The following is a 24,114-nucleotide window of genomic DNA, read 5'->3' as shown; positions in this document are numbered from 1 at the left end:
CTGCCTTTAAATTTTTACTTTAGATGCTTTTACATAGATAACACCTAATATTACACCAATTGTTAGAAGTATCATTGATATTGCAGTACCATAACCAATTTGGAAACTACCAAATGCATCATTATACATTAGCAATGGAAGCGTTGTTGTTGAATCTCCTGGCCCTCCACCAGTCATCATATAAATCAATCCAAAGACACCAAGAGTAGAAAGTGTATTTAACATCATATTAGTTATAATAGAACCTTTTATATTAGGTAAAATTATTTTAAATAAAATGGCTATATTAGATGCACCATCAACTACTGCTGCTTCTTCAATATCCGTTGGAACATCATCTAAGGCAGCTTGATATACTAACATTGAAAATGCTGTACCATGCCATGCATTAGCAATAACAATACTAAGCATAGGATATTTAAAAAGCCATGATACTGGTGTACCACCAAAAGCATTAATTATTGAATTAAGAGTACCAGCATCATTTAAAAAGTTAGCCATGCAAAGTGCACAAACAACTTCTGGCATAACCCAACCAGAAAGAACTATACTTCCTACAACTCTTCTGAAGATTGTATTTTTATTTTTCATTAAAACTGCAATAAGAAACCCAAATACCTGTTGTCCTATCAAAGAAGAGCAAACTAAGAAAACAAGTGTGTTAACTATACTTTTAAATACTTGAGTATCCTTTAACATCTGTCTGTAATTTTCTAAGCCTATAAACTTAAAATCCTGAGCTTGACTTCCTGTCAAGGACAAATTTGAAAACGAAAAAATTACAGTTAATACAATAGGAAAAATAAAAAATAATAACAAAAGTGAAACTGCAGGCAAAAGAAAAATATATTTTCCAAATTTCGATTTTTTGTTAAATAGCGAAGACATAACTCCAGCAGCACTCATTCTTTTAACCCTCCTTACAATATATATGTACTCAGGCAAAATGCCTGGAAATTTTCAAAATTAATAAACGTTAATTCATTTCTCTTATATGAACTATATAGTTTGCAATAATACCGCTACATTACCAAACTAAAATATGTATTTAAATACTTTTAGTGCTATTTATATATTCAAAACAAGTATAAACGAGCAGTTTCATATACAGGCCCTGCCCGTTTATATTAATTTTTATTTATCAGTCACCTTATCATCTCCAGCGATTCTCGTTACATTTTGTGCATATTTTGCTATAGCATCAGCTGGTTTTGTTCCAGATGCAACTGCTTCAACCATTGATTGAATTTCAGTTGATACTGAAGGATATTTATCTACTGCTGGTCTAAATATTGCATTTTTTAACATATCATTAGCTTGTTGATTAAATGGTATAGCCATAAAATCCTTATCTTCTGCTACATCTTTACGAGTAGTAAGGAAGCCTGCTGCTTTATCTAATGTAAGCATATTTTCTTTATTCATAGCAAATTTTACAAATTCCATAGCTGCATCTTTGTTTTTACTTTGTTTAGGAATTGCAAGTGACCATCCACCTGCCATAGTTACAGTTTTTGGCTCTTGTCCTTTACTTGTAGGCATAGGTGCAAATCCAACTTTATTAGTATAATCTGCCCATTCAGCAGGACCACCCTTTGCCCAATTACCTGACGTCCAATATCCATCTAAGCCAATACCAACTTTATCCTTAGGCATATACTGACGAGCAAAAGTATTTCCTGCTTCTCCATTAAGAACTAGGGAAAGAGATGGACCATATCCCTTTTGATAAATTGTATCAACAAAGTTAAGTGCCTCTGTCATTTCATTACTCTTTACAACCCATTTTTTGCTGTCTGAATCATAAAGGGTACCACCAGCACCATAAAGAAGCATTTCATAAGTCTGCATACTTGTAGCTTCGCCAGTAGCTTTTCCTGAATTCATCCAGAATGGAACTACATCTGGGCACTTTTCTTTAATTGTTGCACATGCTTGTAAAATCTCATCCCATGTTTTTGGTTGCCAGTTTTCAGGCAATCCTGCTTTTTTAAAGACTTCTTTATTGTACCAAAGTCCTCTTGAATCCGTGCTATATGGCACAGCGTAAACCTTTCCATCTGAGGCAGTAACACCTTTCTTTAAAGGCTCATTAAATTGGTTTGTCCAATCTGACCAACTATTTAATTGAGAGGTTAGATCTTCTAAATATCCAGCACTTGCATCTGAATTTAACATAAAGGTATCTTCTGTTACAATATCAGGGCAATTTTCACCAGATTTTAATGCTAATGCAATTTTGGTAAAATAATCACCTTCTGATGCAGTGATTGGTGCAGCAACAACCTTAACCTTAGGATTGTTATATTTTTTATTAACTTCTTCAATCCATTTTTTATAAGTGTCAGAACCATCATCTCTGTAAGTAAATTTAAGTGTTATAGCTCCATCTGATGATTGATTTGAACTAGCAGCTTTGTCACTTGAGCTTCCACACGCAACCAAAGAACTTGTCATTATAATACCTGTTACTAATAACGAAATCTTTTTTAACATTTTTCTACTTAACATAAAGTCCCTCCTATTTTTACTTATCATGGAATATTTATATAAACTTCACTATATACAATATAATGAGGTTAATATATCAAATTAATCTACAAAAACTTTAATAATAAGTTCAGCAAAAAGCGAATCTGCCCAAGCGAACCAGCTTCTTGTAAAATCATGAGGATCATTAGGATTAAAGCTCTCATGCATACATTCTCTTCCATCATCTGTTTCTATGATCATTTGAATAAGCTTACTTATTTCCTCAGGATCAATTGAAGTCATAGCCTGCATCATCAAACCAATTGGCCAAATGTTTCCAGCAGGAGTATGAGGACTTCCTACCCCTTTAGCGTATTTACCTTCATAATAATATGGATTTTTGTTGCTTAAAACAAATCTACGTGTATTTTGATAAATCTCATCATCTACTGATGCATATCCTAAATAAGGAATAGAAAGTAGATTTGGAACATTTGCATCATCCATTAAATTATAATTACCCATACCATCAGTTTCGAAAGCATATATTTTTCCAAATTCTTCTGTTTCAATAATTCCAAAGGAAAGTATTCCTTGTTCAATTTCTTTTCTTAGTTCTATGGCTCTAGTCTCTAAATTCTTATCTTTATAAATTGAAGCTGCAATTTCCTCCATAAATTTAAGTACAACTACTGCAAACATATTTGAAGGAATATTATATCCATATGTACAAGCATCATCACTTGGTCTAAAGCCTGACCATGTCATTCCTGTATAATCAAGTGGTGCTCCCTTTCCTTCGTTTGGAAGAGTATCTGTATCTGGACAATTTTCTCTTTGAAATCTATACTCAGATTTTTCATAATGGTGCTGTTCAACTTTCCATAAATTAATTATTGTATTCATTACTTTATAAAAAGCTTCATCAAAAACTTCTTTACTACCACTAACTTTCCAATATTGATAAGCAAGCTGAATCGGATAACAAAGTGAGTCTATCTCATACTTTCTCTCCCATACCCATGGGTTTTGAAGAGTTAAGTCTTCCTTCATTCCATGATTGCTTGGCTCCATATTGAAAGCATTTGCATAAGGATCAATCCCTATATACATGATTTGCCGTTTAATCAACCCTTCAACAACTCGTGCAATTTGAGGATCTTTATTGACTAATGGTAAATAGTGTCTTACTTGAGCAGAAGAATCCCTTAACCACATAGCAGGAATATCTCCTGTTAAAATAAACGTAGTACCATCTTCTAAAATACTTGTTGTAGTGGCAAGTGTACTAAGATAACAATTTTTAAACGTTTTCTTAAAACTTGTGTCTAATTGCTCTGCAATATCATCAACATATTGTAGAACAATTTCTGATATATTCAATATCTTCACTCTCCTTTCACCATGTTTTTTCTTACTTGACTATATTATATATTCCAATTTTGCCAAAGTCAATATATTAATTATACTTTTTAAATAAACATTGTCTATTTTATGTCAATCTAAATACATTTAGTATATTAAATATACTAAATGTATTTTTTATTTGTTATATTTACTCAATCATAGCTAATAGCTTACTCTTGCTTCTCGACCAACTTAATCCCTTAGCCGTTTTATTCCCTTTAGCCATATATAAAACAAAAGATAACCTTTGATTTCATAAGCCCCTCAGATCCTTTAATTCTTTACTTTCTAGGTATTAAAAAAGGTGCTACAACTCTATTTAATAAATAGATTAGTAACACCTTTTTATTTCTATAATTATTTATTTTCCTATTAATCATGAATTTCTTTAACTGACTGACCAATAACGAGTATAGCTTTAAGATAAGTTTTCTCTATTACTTCCCCTTTTAAAAGCTTAAGCACAAACTGTATTGCTGTACTGCCAATTTCCTTTTCCTTTTGACGTATATGAGTAAAAAAATAATCTCCCATGCTATTATATGGACCATCAAAGCAAAGTATAGATATATCTTCTGGCACTTTTTTATTTAGCGATTTTAAGACGCGCATTACTAATAGTGCTAAATTATATTCTGTTACAAATACACAAGTTATATCTGGATTGTCTAAAATTAAATTCTTGATTTTATCACAATCTGCTTCGATATTATTATCGCTATCCATCCCTGGTAAAGTACTCATTAAATTAGTTTCCCATAGAGTTTCATCAACTTTAACGCCATGTTCTGCGTGACTAATTATAAAACCTTGTATTCTCTCCTCGATAGTCGTAGTATCTTTAGGATTAGTAGACATAAAGCTAATTTTTCTATGCCCCTGTTCTAAAAGATAATCTGCTGCCATTTTTGCAGCCTCTACATTTTCAGTTCCAACAAATGCTGCTGGAATACCCTTTAAATCGCAATCCATTAAAACAAGTGGATATCCTTCAATTATAAGCTTCAGTATTTTAGGATTATAATGTTCTCCATGAACTGGCATTACAATTATTCCGTCTACCCCCATGTCCACCAGTGAATCAATTGCATCATTTTCTAAATCCTGATTACCATAGGAACGTCTTGGAACTATAAAGCAGTTGTTTTTAGTTGCTTCTTGTTCAATTCCAGATAATAAATTCGTTCCATAACTCTCAGAAAAATCAGAAAGAACAACACCAATAATTGGTGAATGTGCTTCTCCCTTATGTATATTTTCTTTATCTTCAGTATATTTCATAACAAAAGAACCTTTTCCTGGCACTCGTGTTATTAATCCATTATCAGCAAGCATCTCAAGTGCTTTTTTGCTTGTAATATTACTAACATTAAATTGTGCTGCGAGTTCTTTTTCTGTGGGCAATTTTTCTCCCTCAGAATATTCGCCACTCACAATTTTATCATATAAAGAATTGTATAATTTTTGATACAGTGGCTGATTATCATTCATATAAATATATCTCCTGATCATTAATAAAATATTATTTAAAATATAGACATATAAATTCATAGCTGATATTAACCAAAGTTATACCTAACTATAAATAATATATCTAATATATTTAATATATCATTCTTATATCCTCTGCGTCAATTTTATTTTATAAAGTTTCTGTACTATATTATAATTAATTACCCAAAATTAGATAAATTTTCAAAAAGGCTTCACTAAACTTTAAATTTAGTGAAGCCTTTTAAATACATCAAAGAAAACATACTTACTATTTTCCTAGTTACATTTTAATTTCTGGTTTTACTATTAATTTAAACTAGTTTTGGAAGCGTAGTTGCTCCATGAGGCATAATACTTATTGTAAGATTTTCAGCTTTATCCTTATAAGCAGTTTCAAGTGCCTCTTCCAAGGTTTTAGTCACAATAACTTTTGTATTTTTAAGCAAAACAGGATCAATTTCCGAAACCAAAATCAGTTTATACTTTTCCCCTGTCTCACAGAAAAAGTATCCAACAAATTTTGAAATGGTATAATGTTCTCTAAGGTCTTTTTCTCTATCTAACATATTATCAAAATTCAATATCATATCCTTAATATCTTTAACTTCCCCAATGCCTTCGCTACACTCACTAAGTACTATAATAGTTCCACCATCTACTACTGCTTCTTTTGCATTTATTAAGGTTTTTATGGATTGATAAAGATTTATATCCTTTGGATATCCTCCTGCACTAGCAATAACAATATCCGCTTTCTTTTTTATATTAACTCCATCAATACTATCTACTAATTTTCTTCCGGCTTCATGAGCGGTTATATAATTTCCTGCAACTGCACCAGCTATATCTCCATCTGGTCCCATTACTACATTAAACATAAAGGACGGCTTCACCATAGCAGCTGCTTGCATCATATCTTCATGTACAGGATTTTCTATAATATTACCTGAACATACACGATCCCTTGTCCCACTTCCAAGACCTTCATTCAAAGAAAGAGAGTGATTTGCTGATATGGTCTTAAAAGAGGATATGCCAGGAAGTATTGATTTCTTTCCTCCTGACCAACCCACAAGGAAATGATAAACTATGGCTCCTGTGATAACTACATGATCAGCCTCAACAGCTATTTTATTTACTTTTACAGGCGTTCCATAGCTTGTATCACCTAGATATACAAGATTTTCTTCATCAAAACAATCGTGGTCATATACTTCAAACCTTTTTGACAATTCCTCCCCAAGAAGTATTTCATGCTCTTCCTTTGTTTGCTTTCTGTGAGTACCTTGAGCACATAGAAATATAATATTTTCATCTTTAACTCCACCTAAATTTAGTTCTTCTACAATTTTATATAGAAACTCATGTGGCTTTTGCCAGCTTCTTGTAATATCAGAAATTACTATACAAACTCTTTCATCTTCATGTACTATATCTTTAAGCCTTTTACTATCAATTGGATTAAGTAATGCTTCAGAAATAATTTCAGCTTCCGTTCTATCTTGCCTTAATACATTGCTTTCAATTACTTCTAGTAGATTTTTTTCTTCGATTAAAGCTTTCATCTCACCTTGACCGTATTTCATATTAATTTCTTTCATTTTATAGCCCCCAATAATTGAATTATTAATCTTTTTAAACATTTATTAATAATTTGGTAATTTTTTTGTATATTTTATATATAATACAATATTTAATCCTTGTCAATATTATCATTCTTTTAATCGCAATAAAGTCAAATCTTAATTAATCTTAATTTTCCAATAAATCTTATACAATTTATTGGAAGCATATACTCTAAATGGTATAATAATAGGGGTATAATTTAATTCAAAACTTTGGATTTGGAGTAACAAGTATGAAAAAAAGTACAAGCAAATTAACAAAAACAAAAATTATATTATATATTTTTATTGTAATTACTTTTTTAGTTGGTACATGTGCACTAGCTCTAGCTATTAACTCCGTTGGAAACATAACAAAGTATTGGCTTTATTTTATAATTAGTAATTATGTATCTATTATAACTTTTTTTATAGCAGCATTAATTTTAGGTGGATTAATAATATTCAATCCTAATAGAAATCAAAAGCTCATAGGAATTATAGCTTTTCTTGGAATCACTATAATATGTGGTTTGATTTTTATAAACTTAGCATTACCTTTAGGCAGAGATGCATATATAATGATGACAAAATCATATAGTGAGGTTAGTGGTTCATTATTAACAGTCAATGCGGTACATACAGGCGCAAAGCTTAGACAAATAGATACTGAACTTACCATACATGATATTAATAAAAATGAAAATATTAGTATTACTTTTTTTAATCCAGCAGCTACTAATTTTAGAGTTGGAGAGAATATCAATGTAAAATATTTACCACATTCACATATGGGAATATCATATTCTTATATAAATGAACGCGTTCCATTTTTATTATTGCCACCAATATAACTAAAATAGTATTAATCACTTTAATTATAAATAACACTAACATTTTTAACATACACGTTCACGTTCACAACGTATATAACGATTTTTTATTTAACAAAATTTTATTTAAAGAGAGGATTTTAATTATGTTACTAAAAAACACCTTTGCACAAACTCCACCAATGGGTTGGAATAGTTATGACTATTATGATACTACAGTTAATGAAGCTCAAGTTAAAGCTAATGCTGAATACATGGCAAAATACTTAAAACCACACGGATATGAATATATTATTGTAGATATTCAATGGTCTGACTCTAACGCAGGTACTGACAGGAAAAATTGTCAATACATAAATTTCAGCCATTTTAATATAGATGAATATTCTAGGCAGCTCCCGGCTGAAAACAGATTCCCATCTTCAAAAAATGGTGCTGGCTTTAAGCCTCTTGCAGATTATATTCATAATTTAGGCTTAAAATTTGGTATTCACATTATGAGAGGAATTCCAAGATATGCTGCACATATGCCTTTAAAAATTAAAGGTACCAATGTAACTGCAGATAAAATTGCAGATCCGTATTCAATATCTAAATGGAATCCAGATATGTATGGCGTTGATTATCAAAAGCCTGGTGCTCAAGAATATTATAATTCTATTTTTGAATTATATGCGCAGTGGGGCGTTGATTTTGTAAAGGTTGATGATATATGCAATACTAATATGTATAGGGAAAATCCTTATTCTGCCGAAAAAGAAATTGAAATGATTCATAAAGCTATATTAAGTTCTGGAAGAAATATTGTCTTAAGCCTTTCACCTGGACCTGCTGTAATTGAAAAAGCTTGGCACTTAGAAAAGTTTGCAAATATGTGGCGTATTACTGATGACTTTTGGGATAATTGGATTTTACTCAAAAATATGTTTGAACGTTGTGAAGTTTGGCAAAATCATGTATTAACTGGCTGCTATCCTGACTGTGACATGATTCCAGTTGGATGGTTAGGTAAAGGTTTTGGTTTAGAACGCTATACTAGCTTTACTATAAATGAACAAATTACCTTAATGACTCTGTGGTGTATTTTTCGTTCTCCTTTAATGGTTGGAGCTGAATTAACAAAATTAGATTCAGAAACCTTAGAGCTATTAACAAATGATGAAGTCCTTTATTTAATAGCAAATTCACATGGTGCTATTCAAATAGAACGTGATGATACGCATGCTGTATGGTTTAGTAAGGATAATAATGATGATAGCTGTTATATTGCTCTATTTAACTTATCAGAAATAAGTAAAACTATAACAGTTTCTTTAAAGGATATTGGAATTAATTCTCATGTTTCTCTACGTGATTTATGGAAACATGAGAATTTGGATCCAGTTGAAAATATAGTTACTGCTAACGTTCCTTCACATGGTGCAGCACTATATAAGCTTAAATTTTTCCAATAAGATATTCCTGCTTTCCATCTCGTAAGAAAACTGGAATAATATCTATTGGTGCATCTACTTCAATGGTTTGACCACCATTATAAAGCTTTCCAGTATGTGCATCTGTCCAATGAGAGCCTTTAGGGAGATAAACCTTCCTAGAGGTTGCTCCTTCATATATTATTGGCGCAACTAATATATCAGCTCCATATAAATACTCGTCCTTAATATCCCAAACCTTTTCATCGTTTTGGAATTCAAAGAAAAGTGGCCTCATAATTGGAGCCCCATTCTCATGGGCTTCTTTCATTAATTCTCTAGTATAATCTCTTAAAGTTTCTCTTAAGCTCATATATTTAACTAAAATATCATATGCTTCATCTCCAAAGCTCCATACCTCATTATTTCCACCAGTAGACAATGCCTTGCTGCCGTCTTTTTTAATTACCTCAGTGCTTGATGCACGATCTCCATGTAATCTCATTACTGGGCAAAAGGCCCCCCATTGAAACCATCTGATTAATAATTCTCTGAATTTAGGATCCTCGGGATTTCCTCCAACAAAACCACCAATGTCTGTTGTCCACCAAGGAATTCCTGCAATCCCCATATGCAAGCCTGCAACAATTTGCCTTCTGAAATCCTCATAAGAAGAATGAACATCTCCTGACCATACTAATGCTCCATATCTTTGACTTCCTGACCATGCACAACGAACTAAATTAACAATATTCTCTTGTCCTTCTGACTGCATTCCTTCATAAAAGGTTTTAGAATAGTGTTGTGGATAAATATTACCTATTTGAACATTTGGTCCTAAGGAATATCTATAGTTATCAAAATCATATACATCATATTCTGGCTCAGCTTCATCTAACCAAAATATCTTAATTCCATAATCATAATAGTTCTTTTTACATTTTGACCATACATACTTTCTTGCCTTTGGATTTGTTGCATCAAAAAAAATACTTGCTGGAAACCAATTCATCATAGCGACATTAGCTCCCTTTTCAGCTTTAATTAAGTATCCTTTTTGCTGCATTTCCTCATAATTTTCACTTTGTCGATCAATTTGAGGCCATACGGATACCATTAATTCTATACCTAATTCTTTTAATTCCTCTACCATTGCTTTTGGATCTGGAAAAAATTCTTCCTCAAATCTAAAATCTCCTTGTTTAGGCCAATGGAAAAAATCAATTACAATCACATCTATTGGCAGCTTTCTTTTCTTATATTCTCTTGCTATATTTAATAGCTGCTCCTGATTATAATACCTTAATTTGCATTGCCAAAAACCTAGACCATATTCTGGCATCATTGGAACTGTACCTACAGCTTTTCCATAAGCCTTTTCTATTTCAGCTGGAGAATCTCCTGCTGTAATCCAATAATCTAATTGCTTAGTACTTTCTGCAAACCATTCTGTTCTGTTTTTAGCAAAATTTACTCTTCCAATAGCTGGATTATGCCATAGGAAGCCATATCCTTTACTTGAAAATAGAAATGGTACACTAGCTTGAGAGTTACGGTGAGCTAATTCTAAGGTTGAACCTTTCAAATCAAAAATTTCTTGTTGATATTGGCCCATTCCATATATTTTTTCCTTGGCATCTCCTTCAAAGGAAGCTGTTAACTTATAATCTCCTCCAATGATAGGCTTAAAAGCTCTTGCTTGAAGCTTTAAAGCTCCACCACTGCTAATTTCTCTTAATAACAATTCACCTTTTTCATTGTAAAAGGAAATCCTACCTGAAGTTTCCCATCTTGATTGATTAATGATGCTTGCAGTTATTTTACCATTTTTTATGATAGCAGTTTGTGTTTCTTTGTTAATTTCTATTTTAGCTTTAGTATTACTGCTACAAGGTAACAAGGAATAATCCGTATCTATTATTTCACCCATCATTCGCGATCTGACACGCAGACTGTTTTCTCCCCAAGCTTCAATTTGTAAGGTTTCTCCATTGTTTTCAAAAATCAACTTTCCATCTTCTATAGAGTAAAAATCCATTTCTAATTAACCTCCCACCTGAAATATATTCTTCTTATATATAATTATAGTGTCTTATAAATTCTCATGTTATAATTATATTTGCAATAAACTATAAATATAATGTCATACTATTAATAAATGGGGTGAAAATAAATGGTAGGTAATAAGGATTTAAAAGCTCCTAATGACTTAAAAGAAAACATTTCACATGGAGATTTTTTATTTAGTCTTGCAGTGCATTTAACAGAACATAAAATCGCACTCGACATAATGTTATATTCTCATTGGCATGAAGAATTAGAAATTTTATATATAATTGAAGGAAGCATGCTGCTGCAAATTGATTTGCAATCATTTATTGTGAATAAAGGCGATATTATTATAATTCCACCAAACTTAATTCATGGAGCCTCACGTTGCAATAACTCCCCCTGTAAATTTTATGCAATAGTCTTTCATCCAAACTTAATTTCCAGCATTATTAATGATACTATTCAGCAAAATTACTTAGATCCTTATTTTATAAAATCAAACAAGAAATTTCTCTATATTAATAAGAGTTCTGGGGAATACGATAAAACCTTTCACTACATAACAGCTATAATAGAAACCTATTATTCAAAAGCTTTTGGCTTTGAACTTCTTATTAAAGCCTATATTCTACAGATGTTTTATAACATAATTCAATTTCATTCAATTGAAAACAATGAATTGAAAAAGGAAGATCTTTTAACAACGTTTCGAATAAAAAAAATTCTTGCTTTTCTAGAAGATAATTATCAAAGTCCCTTTTCCTTATCAGATTGGGCATTAAGTATCTCTCTAAGCAAAGAACAGTTTTGTAGAATTTTCAAGAAACATTTTAATAATACTCCTATTGAATATTTAATTAATTATAGAATCTCTAAAGCAGTTGATTTACTTATACAATCAGAGCTTCCAATTATAGATATTGCCTTTGAAACTGGATTTGAAAGTGCCAATTATTTTACTATAACATTTAAGAATAAGATGCATACTACTCCTAAAGAATATAGACGTAATAACAAGAAGTTGGTATAATTAGGCATAAAAAAATCGTAGGCGACTGTGAAGCCGGAGATTTTTTTTACGCATCTGCCTTTTCGAACGCATGTGAGAAAAATCTGGCAGGCGAATATGATTTGTTTTTTATTCTTTTTCTTATACACACTCAGTTAAATAGTCTTTTTCATATATTATCCACAGATTTTAATGCATTATAAAATCCTAAAGAATAAAAAAATATTTTATCACAACTATTTCGTGATAAAATATTTTTTATTATGAATATATTCCTAATATCCCTTATTTTTGAGTTCCGATACTATTTCCACATATTTTTCAATTACATCAAAGCCTTTATAATCATCTCTTCTTAGGTCTATAATATCTCCATGAGAAATTCCACGTCTTCCTTTGTTTCTCAAAACTCCTTTGAATTCACCCCATTTTGCAGAATCAATTGCCACTAAGCCATCATTTTCACCTTCTGTAAGCTTTACAAAAATATAAGGTATAGCTATAACATAATCACTGAAGATATTCTTTACTACTGATGTATAACTTTGATAATAAACTTGCTCCACATCTTTAACCTCTTCATTGAATTTTTTGCTATGATAGGTTGAGAATTGCCTGCTTGCAGTGTAAAAATCTGGATTCTTATCACCTAAAAGTTTGTAGTGCTTATCAAAAAACCTTGCAATAGCCTTATAGATTTTATCAGGAATTTTGCAGGCAATATCAACAAACTTACAACCTCTATGTGGTGATGATATCATAGTTAGAGATGCTACATAGTCACCCATATCTAATTTGCTAATCATATAACGTGAATCCAAGCCACCTTTAGAATGTGCAATAATATTTACCTTTTCACTGCCTGTTTCTTTTATTATATTCATAATTTTATTTTTAATATCTTTTGCATTGTACTCAACTGTACCCCAGGCTTCTTGATTTCCATAATAAACTGTTGCTCCATTACGAATTAATTCTTTAGGTATCCTTCCCCAGTAATTAATGTATTTTAAATCTCTAAAGCCAACACCATGCACCAATACAAGAGGATATTTTGTTTTACAAACTGCTGAATCAACACGTGCTTCATAATTAATCACTTTATAGCATTCATGATCATATTCCATTCCTGCAATACGGCAAGCGTATAACATTACAAAAACATTAATAATAGGAATTAAACTCCAAAAACCTACTATGAGCCTTTTCACAATATTTAATCTTCTTGAAGTACATAAAATTCTTAGCATTCCATTTACAAGCAAAATAAGAATTGCTACTATAACTACAATACTATCTGCAATCAAAACATATTCAGGCATTCCAAAGCCTTGTATTCTAGTAAATCCAGTTAAATATATTATGGCTTGAATAAATGTTGTATATAAGCCATACAAAACAATACGCCTTCCACCTAACATCACTCTTAATCTTAGGTTTACAATTTGCTTTTTTGTATGTGGCGCTACGTTTACTTTCATCCAAAGATATAAAATGAAAATAATCATCTCCGTTAAAATAATCCATTTGCATATGGAATTATCTTGTCCAAATTGTGTGCGTTCACTAAAAAAATACCCTAACAAAACAATGTGTGGTGCAAAAATAAAATATAAACACATGAACCCTTTATGTAATAAATTTAACTTTTTAGTAATATCTAGACCTATGACACTAATTACTATTAGCATTAATGCAAAAGTTATTATAACAGCTACCATATTTATCCCTCTCTTTAGTTAACCTTTAAAATTTAATCTAACCCTATTATTTATATAATTATATAGATAAATTCTTAGGATCTTCTCCATACTGATTTGCTCCTATTTGACCTTCTGTACATAACAATATAAGTGGCCATATTCCTCCAATTACCGGAAGAAAAGTATGAAAATCCAAAATCCACTCGTACCAATATCATGCTCTCTTCTTACTATAATTTTACTTACAGGTACACTACTCTTAACTAAAAGCTGTTTTGTTTTTTCACTCTTAACATAAAACAAAGCATTATCACAACCATCAAATACTGCACCTTCAATGTTTTCGACACTATCTGGGATTGTTATACTTTTTAAATTACTACAACCATCAAATGCTGCATTGTCTATGCTTTTCACACCATTTGGTATCACTATACTTGTCAAGTTCTTACAGTCTGAGAATGCTGCCTGTTTAATACTCGTCACGCTATTAGGAATTTCTATGCTTTTTAAATTAGTGCAATAATTAAATGTAGAATAGTTTATGCTTGTTATCCCTTCTGGAAGCGAAACACTAGTTAAATTATTGCATCCACTAAATACATCTCCCCCCATATTTTTTACACTATTTGGCAGAATAGCATTTATTAAATTATCACAGCTAGCAAACGCATAATCTCCTATATCTGTTATCCCATTTGGTATTGTAATATTTTTAATACTAACACATCTTTCAAATGCACTTTTTCCAATACTTGTTACACCATTTGGTATTTTTACACTTGTTAAATATTCGCAATTAAAGAATGCTTTATCCCCTATACTTTTTATTTTAATATCACCAATCTTTTCTGGTATAACTAATGGAATACCCGTTGTTCTTCCTGGTCCCCAAGGAATATCTCTGCTAAATTTCACAATGGTACCAGTTGCTTTATCAACCTGAAATCCGTCACTGCTTACACATTCTATCCCTACTCCATTATCATCTAAATACCATCCATCCACATTTTTATTCTTGGCCATATATCCATTACTGTCAAAATAATACCATTTCCCAGAAATGTTTTTCCAGCCTCTGGCGCATGAATCTCCTTCTACATACCACCAGCCATTATTATCTTTTTTCCATTCTGCATTAGCTCCTATTGGATTTAACGCTAGTACTAAAGCTACAACCAACGTGCTTGTTATTCCCCTTCTTAATTTTCTCATTATTTTCCCTCTTTCCCTAATAACATTACTTTCTCATACATAATTATAACACATATTGCCAGATACCAAATTCACCTAACAAACCTATGTTTTAAAATGCTCAATTTTTCACTATTTTTCTCAATATAAATGCAAATTAACAAAAGAAAAACTCCAATAGACGAATTGTTATCATCTATTGAAGCATCGCTAATTAATACTTTTTTTCATTTTTATATTCTCTTATACTGAGTTAATTTTTCGCCTTTGAATTATTAATAATTTTCTCAAAGAATATTAAATATAATACTATTCATTTTATTTTATATTTTTTAATACTGTTACATTAAATAAGGGCTTTTGGGATCTTGATGATTCTACTTAGATAGTTCATCTACACATTTTTTTAAATACTCGAATTTAACTGGAGCATAATTCCATCGTTCTACACTAACACATGCTGATTGTTTCATGACAGTTGGATACATCTCAGTTCCATGAACATGTCCATACAGATAAAAAAATGGAGTTGCAGAGTTAATATACTGTGGGGGCTGATGTTGCATCACTATAAACTCGTTATAGATAATTGGAAATCTATATACTTCATCAAAGCCACATTCCATCCACTCACTTAATGTTAGATAATTATCATGATTGCCCATAATCAATATCTTTTTTCCCTTCAACATCTTAATGATATCCTTCATTTTCAATAATGGATATAAGCCCACATCACCAAGATGAAATACCATATCATCTTCATTCACTACTCTATTCCATGAATCAATCATTTGCTTATCCATATCTTCAATGCTTAAAAATGGTCTTTTTTCATATTTTATGATATTTTTATCACCAAAATGTGTGTCTGCTGTTATAAAAACTCCTGCCATATTATCCCCCTCATTACAAAAACAACTTAACATATTCTACTAAATATATATTATTATGCATTCACTTCTAGACATTTTATGCATTCTGTTTATAATAATTTATTGCTATTCCAATATCCCCACCTTTTGTGTCATAATATGATAATGCTTCACCCCAAGTATAATTATATTTTATACCTGATAGCTTTCTTTCATGTGGCTGACCTAATTGATTTATTAACCATTCATCATGACTTTTTCTTTTTAATTCTACTTTGTCATCTGACCAATTATCATAAGAATTTTTTAATTTAGGGTCAGCATTTTTCAATTCAATAGATGATATAATATTCTTTTTAAATACAATTCTAATCCATAATAATAATCCGTCTATTGTTTGTGGATTTTTAAAATTATATCTTTCAATATCACCATTAGAATAACTATTTATTTCCGATGAAAATAGCTTTGTAAAACTTCCACTATTCATTCCATAGTATATCTCTTTATTATTAATAATTATTTTTCCTTCATCTAATCCCATTATTCTCCTCCTATTATTACTTTAATCCTTCTAATACATCCAACATTTTATTATAATCGTCTAAAGACATCTTATAATTATTCAAATCTATTGTCTTTGATTCAATCCTCTTTATTTTCCCACTCTTCACTAATTCGTTAAAATCAGGTATAAACATTTGAGGTAAACCACCATCTCCAAATTGTGGATTGGCTTTAGTTATTCCAAAAGCTACATCTGTATCTTCTGTTATTTCATAAGCCATCATTTTACTTCTATATTCAGCAGCATCCATTCCATCTTCCCAATATGGTTTTACCTGTAATCCTTCAAATAATTTTCTTGAATCACCATTTATTCTGTCAACTGCACTTTTAGTTGTAGCATACCCTGTTGGATATGGGTCACCCACATATATTATTTTTCCTTTTTTTAGAGTAATATTTCTGTAATTATCTACCCCCACATATGGAAAATCTCCTTGCCAACTTTGAGCTATTTCGGATGGACTAGATTTACCTGCACCCTCACTACCATCTTTAACATTCTCTGATTCTATATCTTTCGCAACCTCTTTGTCAACTTTAGCTACCTCAGTTTCCCTTGCAGTATCTACAACCTTCCCTATTACCGGTGTTTCTACTTCAACATTATTCCCAAGCTTTGAAGTTCCAACCTCATCTTTTACTGGTGTTTCAACTTCTATTTCTTTATTATTTATATCAATTTCTAATTTATCTATATTTTTTATATTATCTACTTCAATTTCCTTATTAACATCCTTTAATTCTAAATCAGCACTGCTTATTTCTTCATTTTTAATATTTTCTAGATTTGTATCTAATTTTTCCTCTATTTCTGCTTTTATTTTACCTGTTTTTGATGCATTGGCTCCTTCTTCTAAACTTGTCTCTACTCCTACTTCTGAACCCACCTTAGTAATTCCAGAAATTTTTCCTTTTACAGATCCAAAACCAGCCCTAACTCCATCTACTGTCATTGCTGTGTTTATTGCGTTTTGACTCCACTTTTGTGCATCTTCCAATTTCATATCTAGATTAACTTTATCCCAAGCATCATTTACTATTCCCATTACAGATAATCATGAACCTAAAAAACAGTCATTAGATTTATACATCTAGTGACTGATCTTATATTATATTAACTTTTTACGAATCTCATCTATTTTTTTCTTTCTAACCATTTCATTATATAATTTTTCAAATGCTTCTTCTTCATTATCGCATTTGCAGATTACATTTGCTTCCCCTCTTTCATCCGTTTCATATATTAACCATTCACCATCCACTAATGCACATCCTCTCGTATTTGGTGCTTCGCATATATTATCAAAATTACCAATACAGTATCTCCCCAAATTTTCTTGTTTAATTTTAATTAAAAATTCTTCTTTATTCATTTTCTCACCTCTATTTATAATCAATCATTCCTAATTGTTTCAAACTATCAACACTCATTGGTAATTCCCATTGTATTCCACCACCATCATTATCTTTAAATGCATCTGCAATATCACCCGAATATGTTTTCCCTGGCTCATGAGTATAGGTGTCTGAAACTCTTGTATTCCTTTGAAATTCATTCATAAATTCTTCTCTCATAGCTTCATTTTCTTCTACACTCAACTTTGGATTATTATATTCATTTATAGCATCTTTTAATTCATTAAAATTACGCTTCACTTTATATCTATTATATGAAGGCTCATTTGCAATATTCTCTTCAGTAAAATGATACGGTAAGGCCCTTTTTTCTTTTGGAATTAAAACGCCATCTTTTATAGGTGAAACAAATCTTCCATTTTCGTTTCCTACTCTATCAAACTCATCTCCTACACTAGGTACTATTTCCATTGGCTTTCCTTTAAAACCATTGTTAAATGGCCATTTATAATTCGGATCGCTATATGGTACACCATCTGCATCAAGAGCAATTGGCGGATTTTTTAAATATTCTGCACTTTCTGGTACAAGAATATCTCCTTTCTCCACTTTTGATGAATTATCATATGCATTTTTCATATCGCTAACATATTTTTCTATATCTGATTGTTGAACTTTACCTTCTAAATCAATCTTTCCAACAACTTTACTACTAATATCATCTAATTTTGTTCTTAAAGAAATACATATATCTTTATCAATAGTTTCACCTAACTTCTCAGTACTTTTTCTATCACCATCAATCCCATCTTTCACATTCTCTGATTCTATATCTTTCGAAACCTCTTTGTCAACCTTAGGCACCTCAGTTTCCCTTGCAGTATCTACAACATTCCCTATTACTGGTGTTCCAACTTCAACATTATTCCCAAGCTTTGTAGTTTCAACCTCGTCTTTTACCGGGCCTTCTACTTCTACTTCTATTTCTTTATTATTTATATCAATTTCTGATTTATCTATATTTTTTATATTATCTACTTCAATTTCCTTATTAATATCCTTTAATTCTAAATCAGCACTGCTTATTTCTTCATTTTTAATATTTTCTAGATTAGTATCTATTTCCGCTTTTATTTTACCTGCTTTTGATGCATTGGCTCCTTCTTCTAAACTTGTCTCTAATCCTACTTCTGAACCCACCTTAGAAATTCCAGAAATTTTTCCTTTTACAAATCCAAAACCAGCCCTAACTCCATCTACTGTCATTGCAGTGTTTATTGCACTTTGACTCCACTTTTGTGCATCTTCCAATTTCATATCTGGATTTGTGAAAAAGTCCCACGCATTCTTTGGATCAAGAGTATTTTTTACATCATTTATTATTCCTGGAACTATTCCCTTTGCTGTATCCCAAGACAATTTCATGGCATTTTCCATATCTTTTTGATTTGCTTCTAGTGCTTTCTTATAAGTATCCTCGTCATCCATTCCATTAATACCTAAAGCTTTTTCTACTTGAATTTCCATGAAGTCTGAATTTACATCGTTATTATATTTAAGCAAATCATGAAGGCTTAAAATTCCTTTTCCCATATTAATTACATCAACTGTTAATGCCTCTTGTCTTACAAGTTTCATTTTCAGCTTATCATATAGCAGCTTATTATTCTCTTTTAAATATTGCCCAGTTTCACTATTTTCTAAATAATCATTTAGTTTATTCATATCTTTAAGTGGATCATCAATAAAGTCTTCTGCTGAATTAATCCCTGATACTAGGTTATTATAATTTTCTTCACCGAGCTTACTTTTTAAATACTCATCTGCGCCTATATCTCCATATAAACTTTTTAAATTTTTGATAGAATCCTCTGCTTGTCCTAGTATATCTAATCTAAGCCCATCTTTAATATTATCCTTTAATAAATTTAAAATATCCTTATTTATATTTGCCTGCTTCTGCTTTTCTTTTTCATCTGCGTCTATTTCTTTTATTAGATCATTAAATTTATCTTTACCTAAAACTCTGCATAAATATATAAAGGTCTGTTTAGTTTCATCTGATAATTCTCCAGAATTTTCTTTGAGCATTTTTTCTAAATTATTTTTATCTATTTCACCATTTGCAGTAATAACTGAACTTTTCTCGAAGGTTTTATAATCAGTTATTCCAGATAATTTAGAAAACTCACCACAAACTTTATTTTCAAGTTCGTTCACTCCATTATAATATTTATTAAAGGCTTCTTCAAACCCTGTAAGACTTGTAGTTTGATCACTTATTGATTTTTCTATATCTGATATATCCCCACCTATATCAAAGGCTGTAAATTCCAAGTTACTTATAATATCAGTTATAGTATTCATATTTTTAAGAATATCTTTATAATCTTCATCCACACAATTAGATATATTTCTGTTTATCTGAGCAGTGTCACCATAAAAAGATATTAGTCCTGTATCTGGTCCTGTGACACCATTACCAATTCCGCATCTATCTATATAATTAACAAAATTTTCACAGTCTTTTTTCAAACTTACTGCTGTTACTTTTTCAACATAAGTTAAAACTTCCTTCATAAATTTCACTTCTGTTTCAAGCAATGTATACTTTTCTTCTCTTGTTTTATGCGCTGCTTCAAATTTATCTCTAGCTGCTCCTGACCATCCTCCTTGATATAATTCATTTAGTGCACCCTTAACTATGGCTTTTTGCTCAGCCAATATACTCATTACATGATCGTGTCCACTAATTGTACCCGTTAATTTCCCTAAATCTACTTTAAAATTCATAACTTACTCCCATGTGTTTTCCCTATTTTGATTTAAACCAGAATGCATTTTGAAAAATCAAATTTTATGTTTATTCTCTCTATTACTATTTATTAATCATCATGATGATGGTGGTGTTTCTCTCTCTCTTCCGAATGATATCTTATATCTTCTCTTCTCATAGAAGATAATTCCTCTTGTAATTCTGTTATTTTATCACTACATTTAACTTTTAACTCATCAAGTTCATCTGTTACAGTATTATTTAACTTTTTTTCCTTTGTCATCAATTCATCTTCATTAGCACAATAAAATGTTGATAGCCCATTTGAAGCCAAATTAACTAATTCAGATGATACCCTCTCATTTATGTTATCTGTAAACCTTAAAATACACTCTATTTTCTCTATTTGTGATATATCATTAGAGCATTTTCGTATATCTGAGCATCTACATCCCATTTATTTCGTTCCTTTCCTCAAGACATTATTAATCCTTATAACTGTCCATATTTTCATATTACTTATTTCCCTTAGCTATTTATTATTGTTAATTTGAAGAATCATTTATTACTGCTTGAGTTGAATTAATCATTTTATTAACATCTTCAGAGCTATTTATTAAAGCTGCTGCTTCAGACCCCACTGCCCCAAATATTGATCCACCTATAAGCTGTCCAATTAATTTATCCTCTTCAAACATTGTAAACATAGTATTATTTAAATCTTCTATTTCATTTTCCAAATCAGTTATTCTCTCTTTAAACTGTTCTTCAACAATTCTTTCAGTAAGAATAAAGGCATCACCACTAATCCCTATCCAATTTTCCTTCATTTCATTGTTAAGGTTTTTGTGATATTCCAAGGCTTGACATAATTCAGTTTTACACTGTGTTAATGTCGCTATAGCTTTTTCAAATGCCTCTGGATTTACTTTTATTTCTTCTGCCATATTATTCTCATCCCCATTTTCATTTTTCGTTTATTATAATAAAACACCGTAAATTCATTAAAATTTACGGCATTACTATTATAGCATACTTTCCCAGTTATTCAAATTATCAGCATATTATCTTCTTAAATTTGCTTTTTTGACATTTTATTACTTAAAATAATAAAATTAATCCAATATATTGGGATAAAGAGAAAACTCCATCAAACAATACAAAAAAGAATGTAGTAGATTTTTCACACAAATCTAACTACATCCCCTTCTATTCTCAATATTTCAAATTATAATATTCCTCATATAAAGAAATCAAGAATTCCTCAACTTGTCCTTCATCAGACTCATTAGGTAAAGTTGTTTTCACTGATGCTTCTTTAAAATCAAACTCATAAAGTTCTACCAATTTAAACAATTCATCATAACTATATTTACCTTTTCTAATATCCAATAATAAATCATGTTCTTTCTGTCTATAAGTATTAATTTCATGAGTTTTTAATATTTCAGTTCCCATAACCAGAAGTCTTATTAAATGCATAGCATGTTTTAAGAGCTTACCCTCATCTTTTTTTCTATTCCTATGATTAAGCTTATCATAATCATGAACTATATTACTCATTTCTGAGTATATGCTAACAAAATCTCTTAATGGATATTTATCCATTTTAATATCCATTAACATCTCTGTTTCCATTTCTTGCTTATTAGATTTATCAATATATAATTTTATGCTTCCTTCTGGAAACTCTGTATAATTAGTTGAAAAATGCTCCATTTGATTATTTATTGTATTAAGAATATGTTTTTCTTTTTCTTCTTGAGGATACTCATCCCTTGCTAATGCATTTTGAAGCCTTCTTAATTGTGCCGTGGCGTAGTTTCCAAAAGTATGTATTACTCTTTTTGATAAAAACATATTTCTATTTTTACGTAATACTTCACCATATTTATTCATATAGATAATATGCTCATCCCGTGTACCTAATAACTCAAGAATATTAGGATTACCTTTTAAGGCTAATGAAACAAATTTCTTAAGTCCATATATAACCGTATCTGTTTCTTTATCTTCAAATTGTTCAAAGCTTTGAAATCCAAACATATTTTCTTTTTTTCAATTGTAATTCCTCTTAAGTCTATATCGCTACTATCTATATTAGTTCCATATCCTATTGATCCTGAAAGGGTTAAATAAATTAAGTTATCTCCCAAATTTACACTTGAATTTAGGAATTTATATTCTTCTTTATTTAAAATTTCATTTTTCATTTTATGTCACCTCTACAAACTCTAAGAGTCTTATAAAAAAATTCATTTAAAGTCTCAGAATCCCTTTCTCTTTCATTTTTAATGCATTTTGCATAATTATTAAAATCAGCAAAGCCTTTCTAACTTTGAAATATAATACATTGGCTATCTGTAGAACTATTCAATTGATTATTTGCAACATTTATCCTTTGAAAATATGTATATGCTTCTTCTATACCTAATTTAACTGAATACTTATTTTCTATTATTTCTTTGAGTTTATGAATATGATAATCTGATATTGATATATCAAAGTCACCCCAAAGTTCTTCTCCTTTTTTTAAATAAATCCTATCCAAAACATATACTCTCACATACCACCGACTTCTCGAATCATAATACCCTCTTCTTACTAGATAATCTTCATTCCTACTATTGTAAAATGATTTATTATCATTTAAAATACGCTTTATTTTTTTATATGTAAACCTCTTTTTGTAAAATAATAGTCCATCATGCTGCAACCAGTCATCATATCTATAAATTTTGCCACACAAATTATTTCTTCCTAAATATAGGAATATCTTCTCTACTATTTCTCTTATAACACTAATAGGAACCTTTTCACCATTCATATTCAGTCTTAAAATATTTCCATCAAAAGGTGCGAACTTTTTTTCAACATTTTTAAAAATATCAATTTTCATTTAGAACCTTCCTAATACATCTAAATTATTATTTTTAGGAGCAAACTATGCTCCTATTAATTATTTCCAATAATAAAATTTTTTCCACATTCTAAAATAACCATTATTATATTCTTTTTTATAATAATTACTTAAATTATTTATACTACCACGTAATTTAAGACATATCTCTATTTCTCTTTGTAATTCAATTATATGTTCCTTCAAAGTTTTTCTAGAAACATAATCGCGAAACGTCCAAGTTTCATATACTTTTCTATATGACTTTCCACTACGAATATCACTATATCTGCGCACTTTCTTATTTGCAGACCTTTTGCACCACTTTAAATTTTTACTACCATATCCATCCTTACAAATGGGTGTCTTTTTGTAGCTTCTTGACATTAATATCACCTCCACTACAAGGCGTCATCTATCCAAATCATATTTTCTCACCTCCTAATAATTTATTTTTG

At 30.5% G+C, this 24,114-nt stretch carries 20 protein-coding genes and 1 pseudogene; 3 read left to right on the top strand and 18 right to left on the bottom strand.

Translation table 11 applies throughout. From position 1 onward, the window contains the following. Positions 1 to 6: 6 nt before the first annotated feature. The 5 genes from L3B98_RS11995 to larA form a co-directional block, all read right to left on the bottom strand. Positions 7 to 906, bottom strand: a complete 900-nt coding sequence (locus L3B98_RS11995; RefSeq protein ID WP_238916785.1) for a sugar ABC transporter permease — start codon at positions 904 to 906, stop codon at positions 7 to 9. A gap of 228 nt (positions 907 to 1,134) precedes the next feature. Beyond that, the gene (locus L3B98_RS11990; RefSeq protein ID WP_238916784.1) at positions 1,135 to 2,511 is read right to left on the bottom strand and encodes an ABC transporter substrate-binding protein; all 1,377 of its coding nucleotides are present in this window, start codon (positions 2,509 to 2,511) and stop codon (positions 1,135 to 1,137) included. 81 nt (positions 2,512 to 2,592) lie between these two features. Next, positions 2,593 to 3,864 carry a glycoside hydrolase family 125 protein gene (locus L3B98_RS11985; RefSeq protein ID WP_238916783.1) on the bottom strand — a complete coding sequence of 424 codons (1,272 nt, stop codon included), beginning with the start codon at positions 3,862 to 3,864 and terminating at the stop codon, positions 2,593 to 2,595. A 387-nt stretch (positions 3,865 to 4,251) separates the two neighbouring features. Further along, positions 4,252 to 5,370, bottom strand: a complete 1,119-nt coding sequence (locus L3B98_RS11980; protein WP_238916782.1) for a GntR family transcriptional regulator — start codon at positions 5,368 to 5,370, stop codon at positions 4,252 to 4,254. A 314-nt stretch (positions 5,371 to 5,684) separates the two neighbouring features. Next, the gene (gene larA, locus L3B98_RS11975; RefSeq protein WP_238916781.1) at positions 5,685 to 6,974 is read right to left on the bottom strand and encodes a nickel-dependent lactate racemase; all 1,290 of its coding nucleotides are present in this window, start codon (positions 6,972 to 6,974) and stop codon (positions 5,685 to 5,687) included. A gap of 257 nt (positions 6,975 to 7,231) precedes the next feature. On the opposite strand from larA, the gene L3B98_RS11970 reads away from it, so the two are divergent. Together L3B98_RS11970 and L3B98_RS11965 are read left to right on the top strand one after the other, a co-directional pair. Continuing rightward, the gene (locus L3B98_RS11970; RefSeq protein WP_238916780.1) at positions 7,232 to 7,831 is read left to right on the top strand and encodes a hypothetical protein; all 600 of its coding nucleotides are present in this window, start codon (positions 7,232 to 7,234) and stop codon (positions 7,829 to 7,831) included. A 125-nt stretch (positions 7,832 to 7,956) separates the two neighbouring features. After that, positions 7,957 to 9,264 (top strand): glycoside hydrolase family 27 protein, encoded by a 1,308-nt coding sequence (locus L3B98_RS11965; protein ID WP_238916779.1) that lies wholly within the window; start codon positions 7,957 to 7,959, stop codon positions 9,262 to 9,264. On the opposite strand, the gene L3B98_RS11960 is transcribed toward L3B98_RS11965, so the two are convergent. Further along, positions 9,248 to 11,260, bottom strand: a complete 2,013-nt coding sequence (locus L3B98_RS11960; RefSeq protein ID WP_238916778.1) for a glycoside hydrolase family 31 protein — start codon at positions 11,258 to 11,260, stop codon at positions 9,248 to 9,250. The genes L3B98_RS11965 and L3B98_RS11960 overlap by 17 nt on opposite strands. Before the next feature lie 135 nt (positions 11,261 to 11,395). Between L3B98_RS11960 and L3B98_RS11955 the strand changes: the two genes are divergently transcribed. Beyond that, positions 11,396 to 12,304: an AraC family transcriptional regulator gene (locus L3B98_RS11955; protein ID WP_238916777.1), complete on the top strand. Its 909-nt coding sequence runs from the start codon at positions 11,396 to 11,398 to the stop codon at positions 12,302 to 12,304. 254 nt (positions 12,305 to 12,558) lie between these two features. Here L3B98_RS11955 and L3B98_RS11950 read toward each other — a convergent pair whose 3' ends face one another. The 12 genes and pseudogenes from L3B98_RS11950 to L3B98_RS11895 form a co-directional block, all read right to left on the bottom strand. After that, a complete protein-coding gene (locus tag L3B98_RS11950) occupies positions 12,559 to 14,004 on the bottom strand; it encodes a triacylglycerol lipase (protein ID WP_238916776.1) in 1,446 nt (481 codons plus the stop codon). 150 nt (positions 14,005 to 14,154) lie between these two features. Continuing rightward, entirely contained in the window at positions 14,155 to 15,201 is a 1,047-nt protein-coding gene (locus L3B98_RS11945; protein WP_238916775.1) for a leucine-rich repeat domain-containing protein, read from the bottom strand. Positions 15,202 to 15,557: 356 nt separating this feature from the next. Beyond that, complete coding sequence (locus L3B98_RS11940; RefSeq protein ID WP_238916774.1) at positions 15,558 to 16,076, bottom strand: metallophosphoesterase; 519 nt, start codon at positions 16,074 to 16,076, stop codon at positions 15,558 to 15,560. 76 nt (positions 16,077 to 16,152) lie between these two features. Next, entirely contained in the window at positions 16,153 to 16,599 is a 447-nt protein-coding gene (locus L3B98_RS11935) for a hypothetical protein (protein ID WP_238916773.1), read from the bottom strand. Between the two features lie 16 nt (positions 16,600 to 16,615). Continuing rightward, positions 16,616 to 17,671, bottom strand: a complete 1,056-nt coding sequence (locus L3B98_RS11930; RefSeq protein ID WP_238916772.1) for a hypothetical protein — start codon at positions 17,669 to 17,671, stop codon at positions 16,616 to 16,618. Positions 17,672 to 17,734: 63 nt separating this feature from the next. Beyond that, positions 17,735 to 17,998, bottom strand: coding sequence for a hypothetical protein (locus L3B98_RS11925; protein ID WP_238916771.1), 264 nt, complete (start codon positions 17,996 to 17,998; stop codon positions 17,735 to 17,737). Positions 17,999 to 18,008: 10 nt separating this feature from the next. Continuing rightward, the gene (locus L3B98_RS11920) at positions 18,009 to 20,774 is read right to left on the bottom strand and encodes a TNT domain-containing protein (RefSeq protein WP_238916770.1); all 2,766 of its coding nucleotides are present in this window, start codon (positions 20,772 to 20,774) and stop codon (positions 18,009 to 18,011) included. A gap of 92 nt (positions 20,775 to 20,866) precedes the next feature. Further along, positions 20,867 to 21,214, bottom strand: coding sequence for a hypothetical protein (locus L3B98_RS11915; RefSeq protein WP_238916769.1), 348 nt, complete (start codon positions 21,212 to 21,214; stop codon positions 20,867 to 20,869). A gap of 88 nt (positions 21,215 to 21,302) precedes the next feature. Continuing rightward, entirely contained in the window at positions 21,303 to 21,704 is a 402-nt protein-coding gene (locus L3B98_RS11910) for a hypothetical protein (protein ID WP_238916768.1), read from the bottom strand. A 268-nt stretch (positions 21,705 to 21,972) separates the two neighbouring features. Continuing rightward, positions 21,973 to 22,970, bottom strand: a pseudogene (locus tag L3B98_RS11905) (nucleotidyltransferase domain-containing protein). A gap of 119 nt (positions 22,971 to 23,089) precedes the next feature. Beyond that, positions 23,090 to 23,656, bottom strand: coding sequence for a hypothetical protein (locus tag L3B98_RS11900; protein ID WP_238916767.1), 567 nt, complete (start codon positions 23,654 to 23,656; stop codon positions 23,090 to 23,092). A gap of 60 nt (positions 23,657 to 23,716) precedes the next feature. Continuing rightward, positions 23,717 to 24,043, bottom strand: a complete 327-nt coding sequence (locus L3B98_RS11895) for a hypothetical protein (RefSeq protein ID WP_015394182.1) — start codon at positions 24,041 to 24,043, stop codon at positions 23,717 to 23,719. Positions 24,044 to 24,114: the final 71 nt, after the last annotated feature.

The sequence above is a fragment of the Clostridium sp. YIM B02555 genome (assembly GCF_022320955.1).
GTDB lineage: Bacteria > Bacillota > Clostridia > Clostridiales > Clostridiaceae > Clostridium > Clostridium saccharoperbutylacetonicum.
The sequence above is the reverse complement of the archived record's forward strand: the minus strand, read 5'-3'. Positions and strand labels throughout refer to the sequence as shown.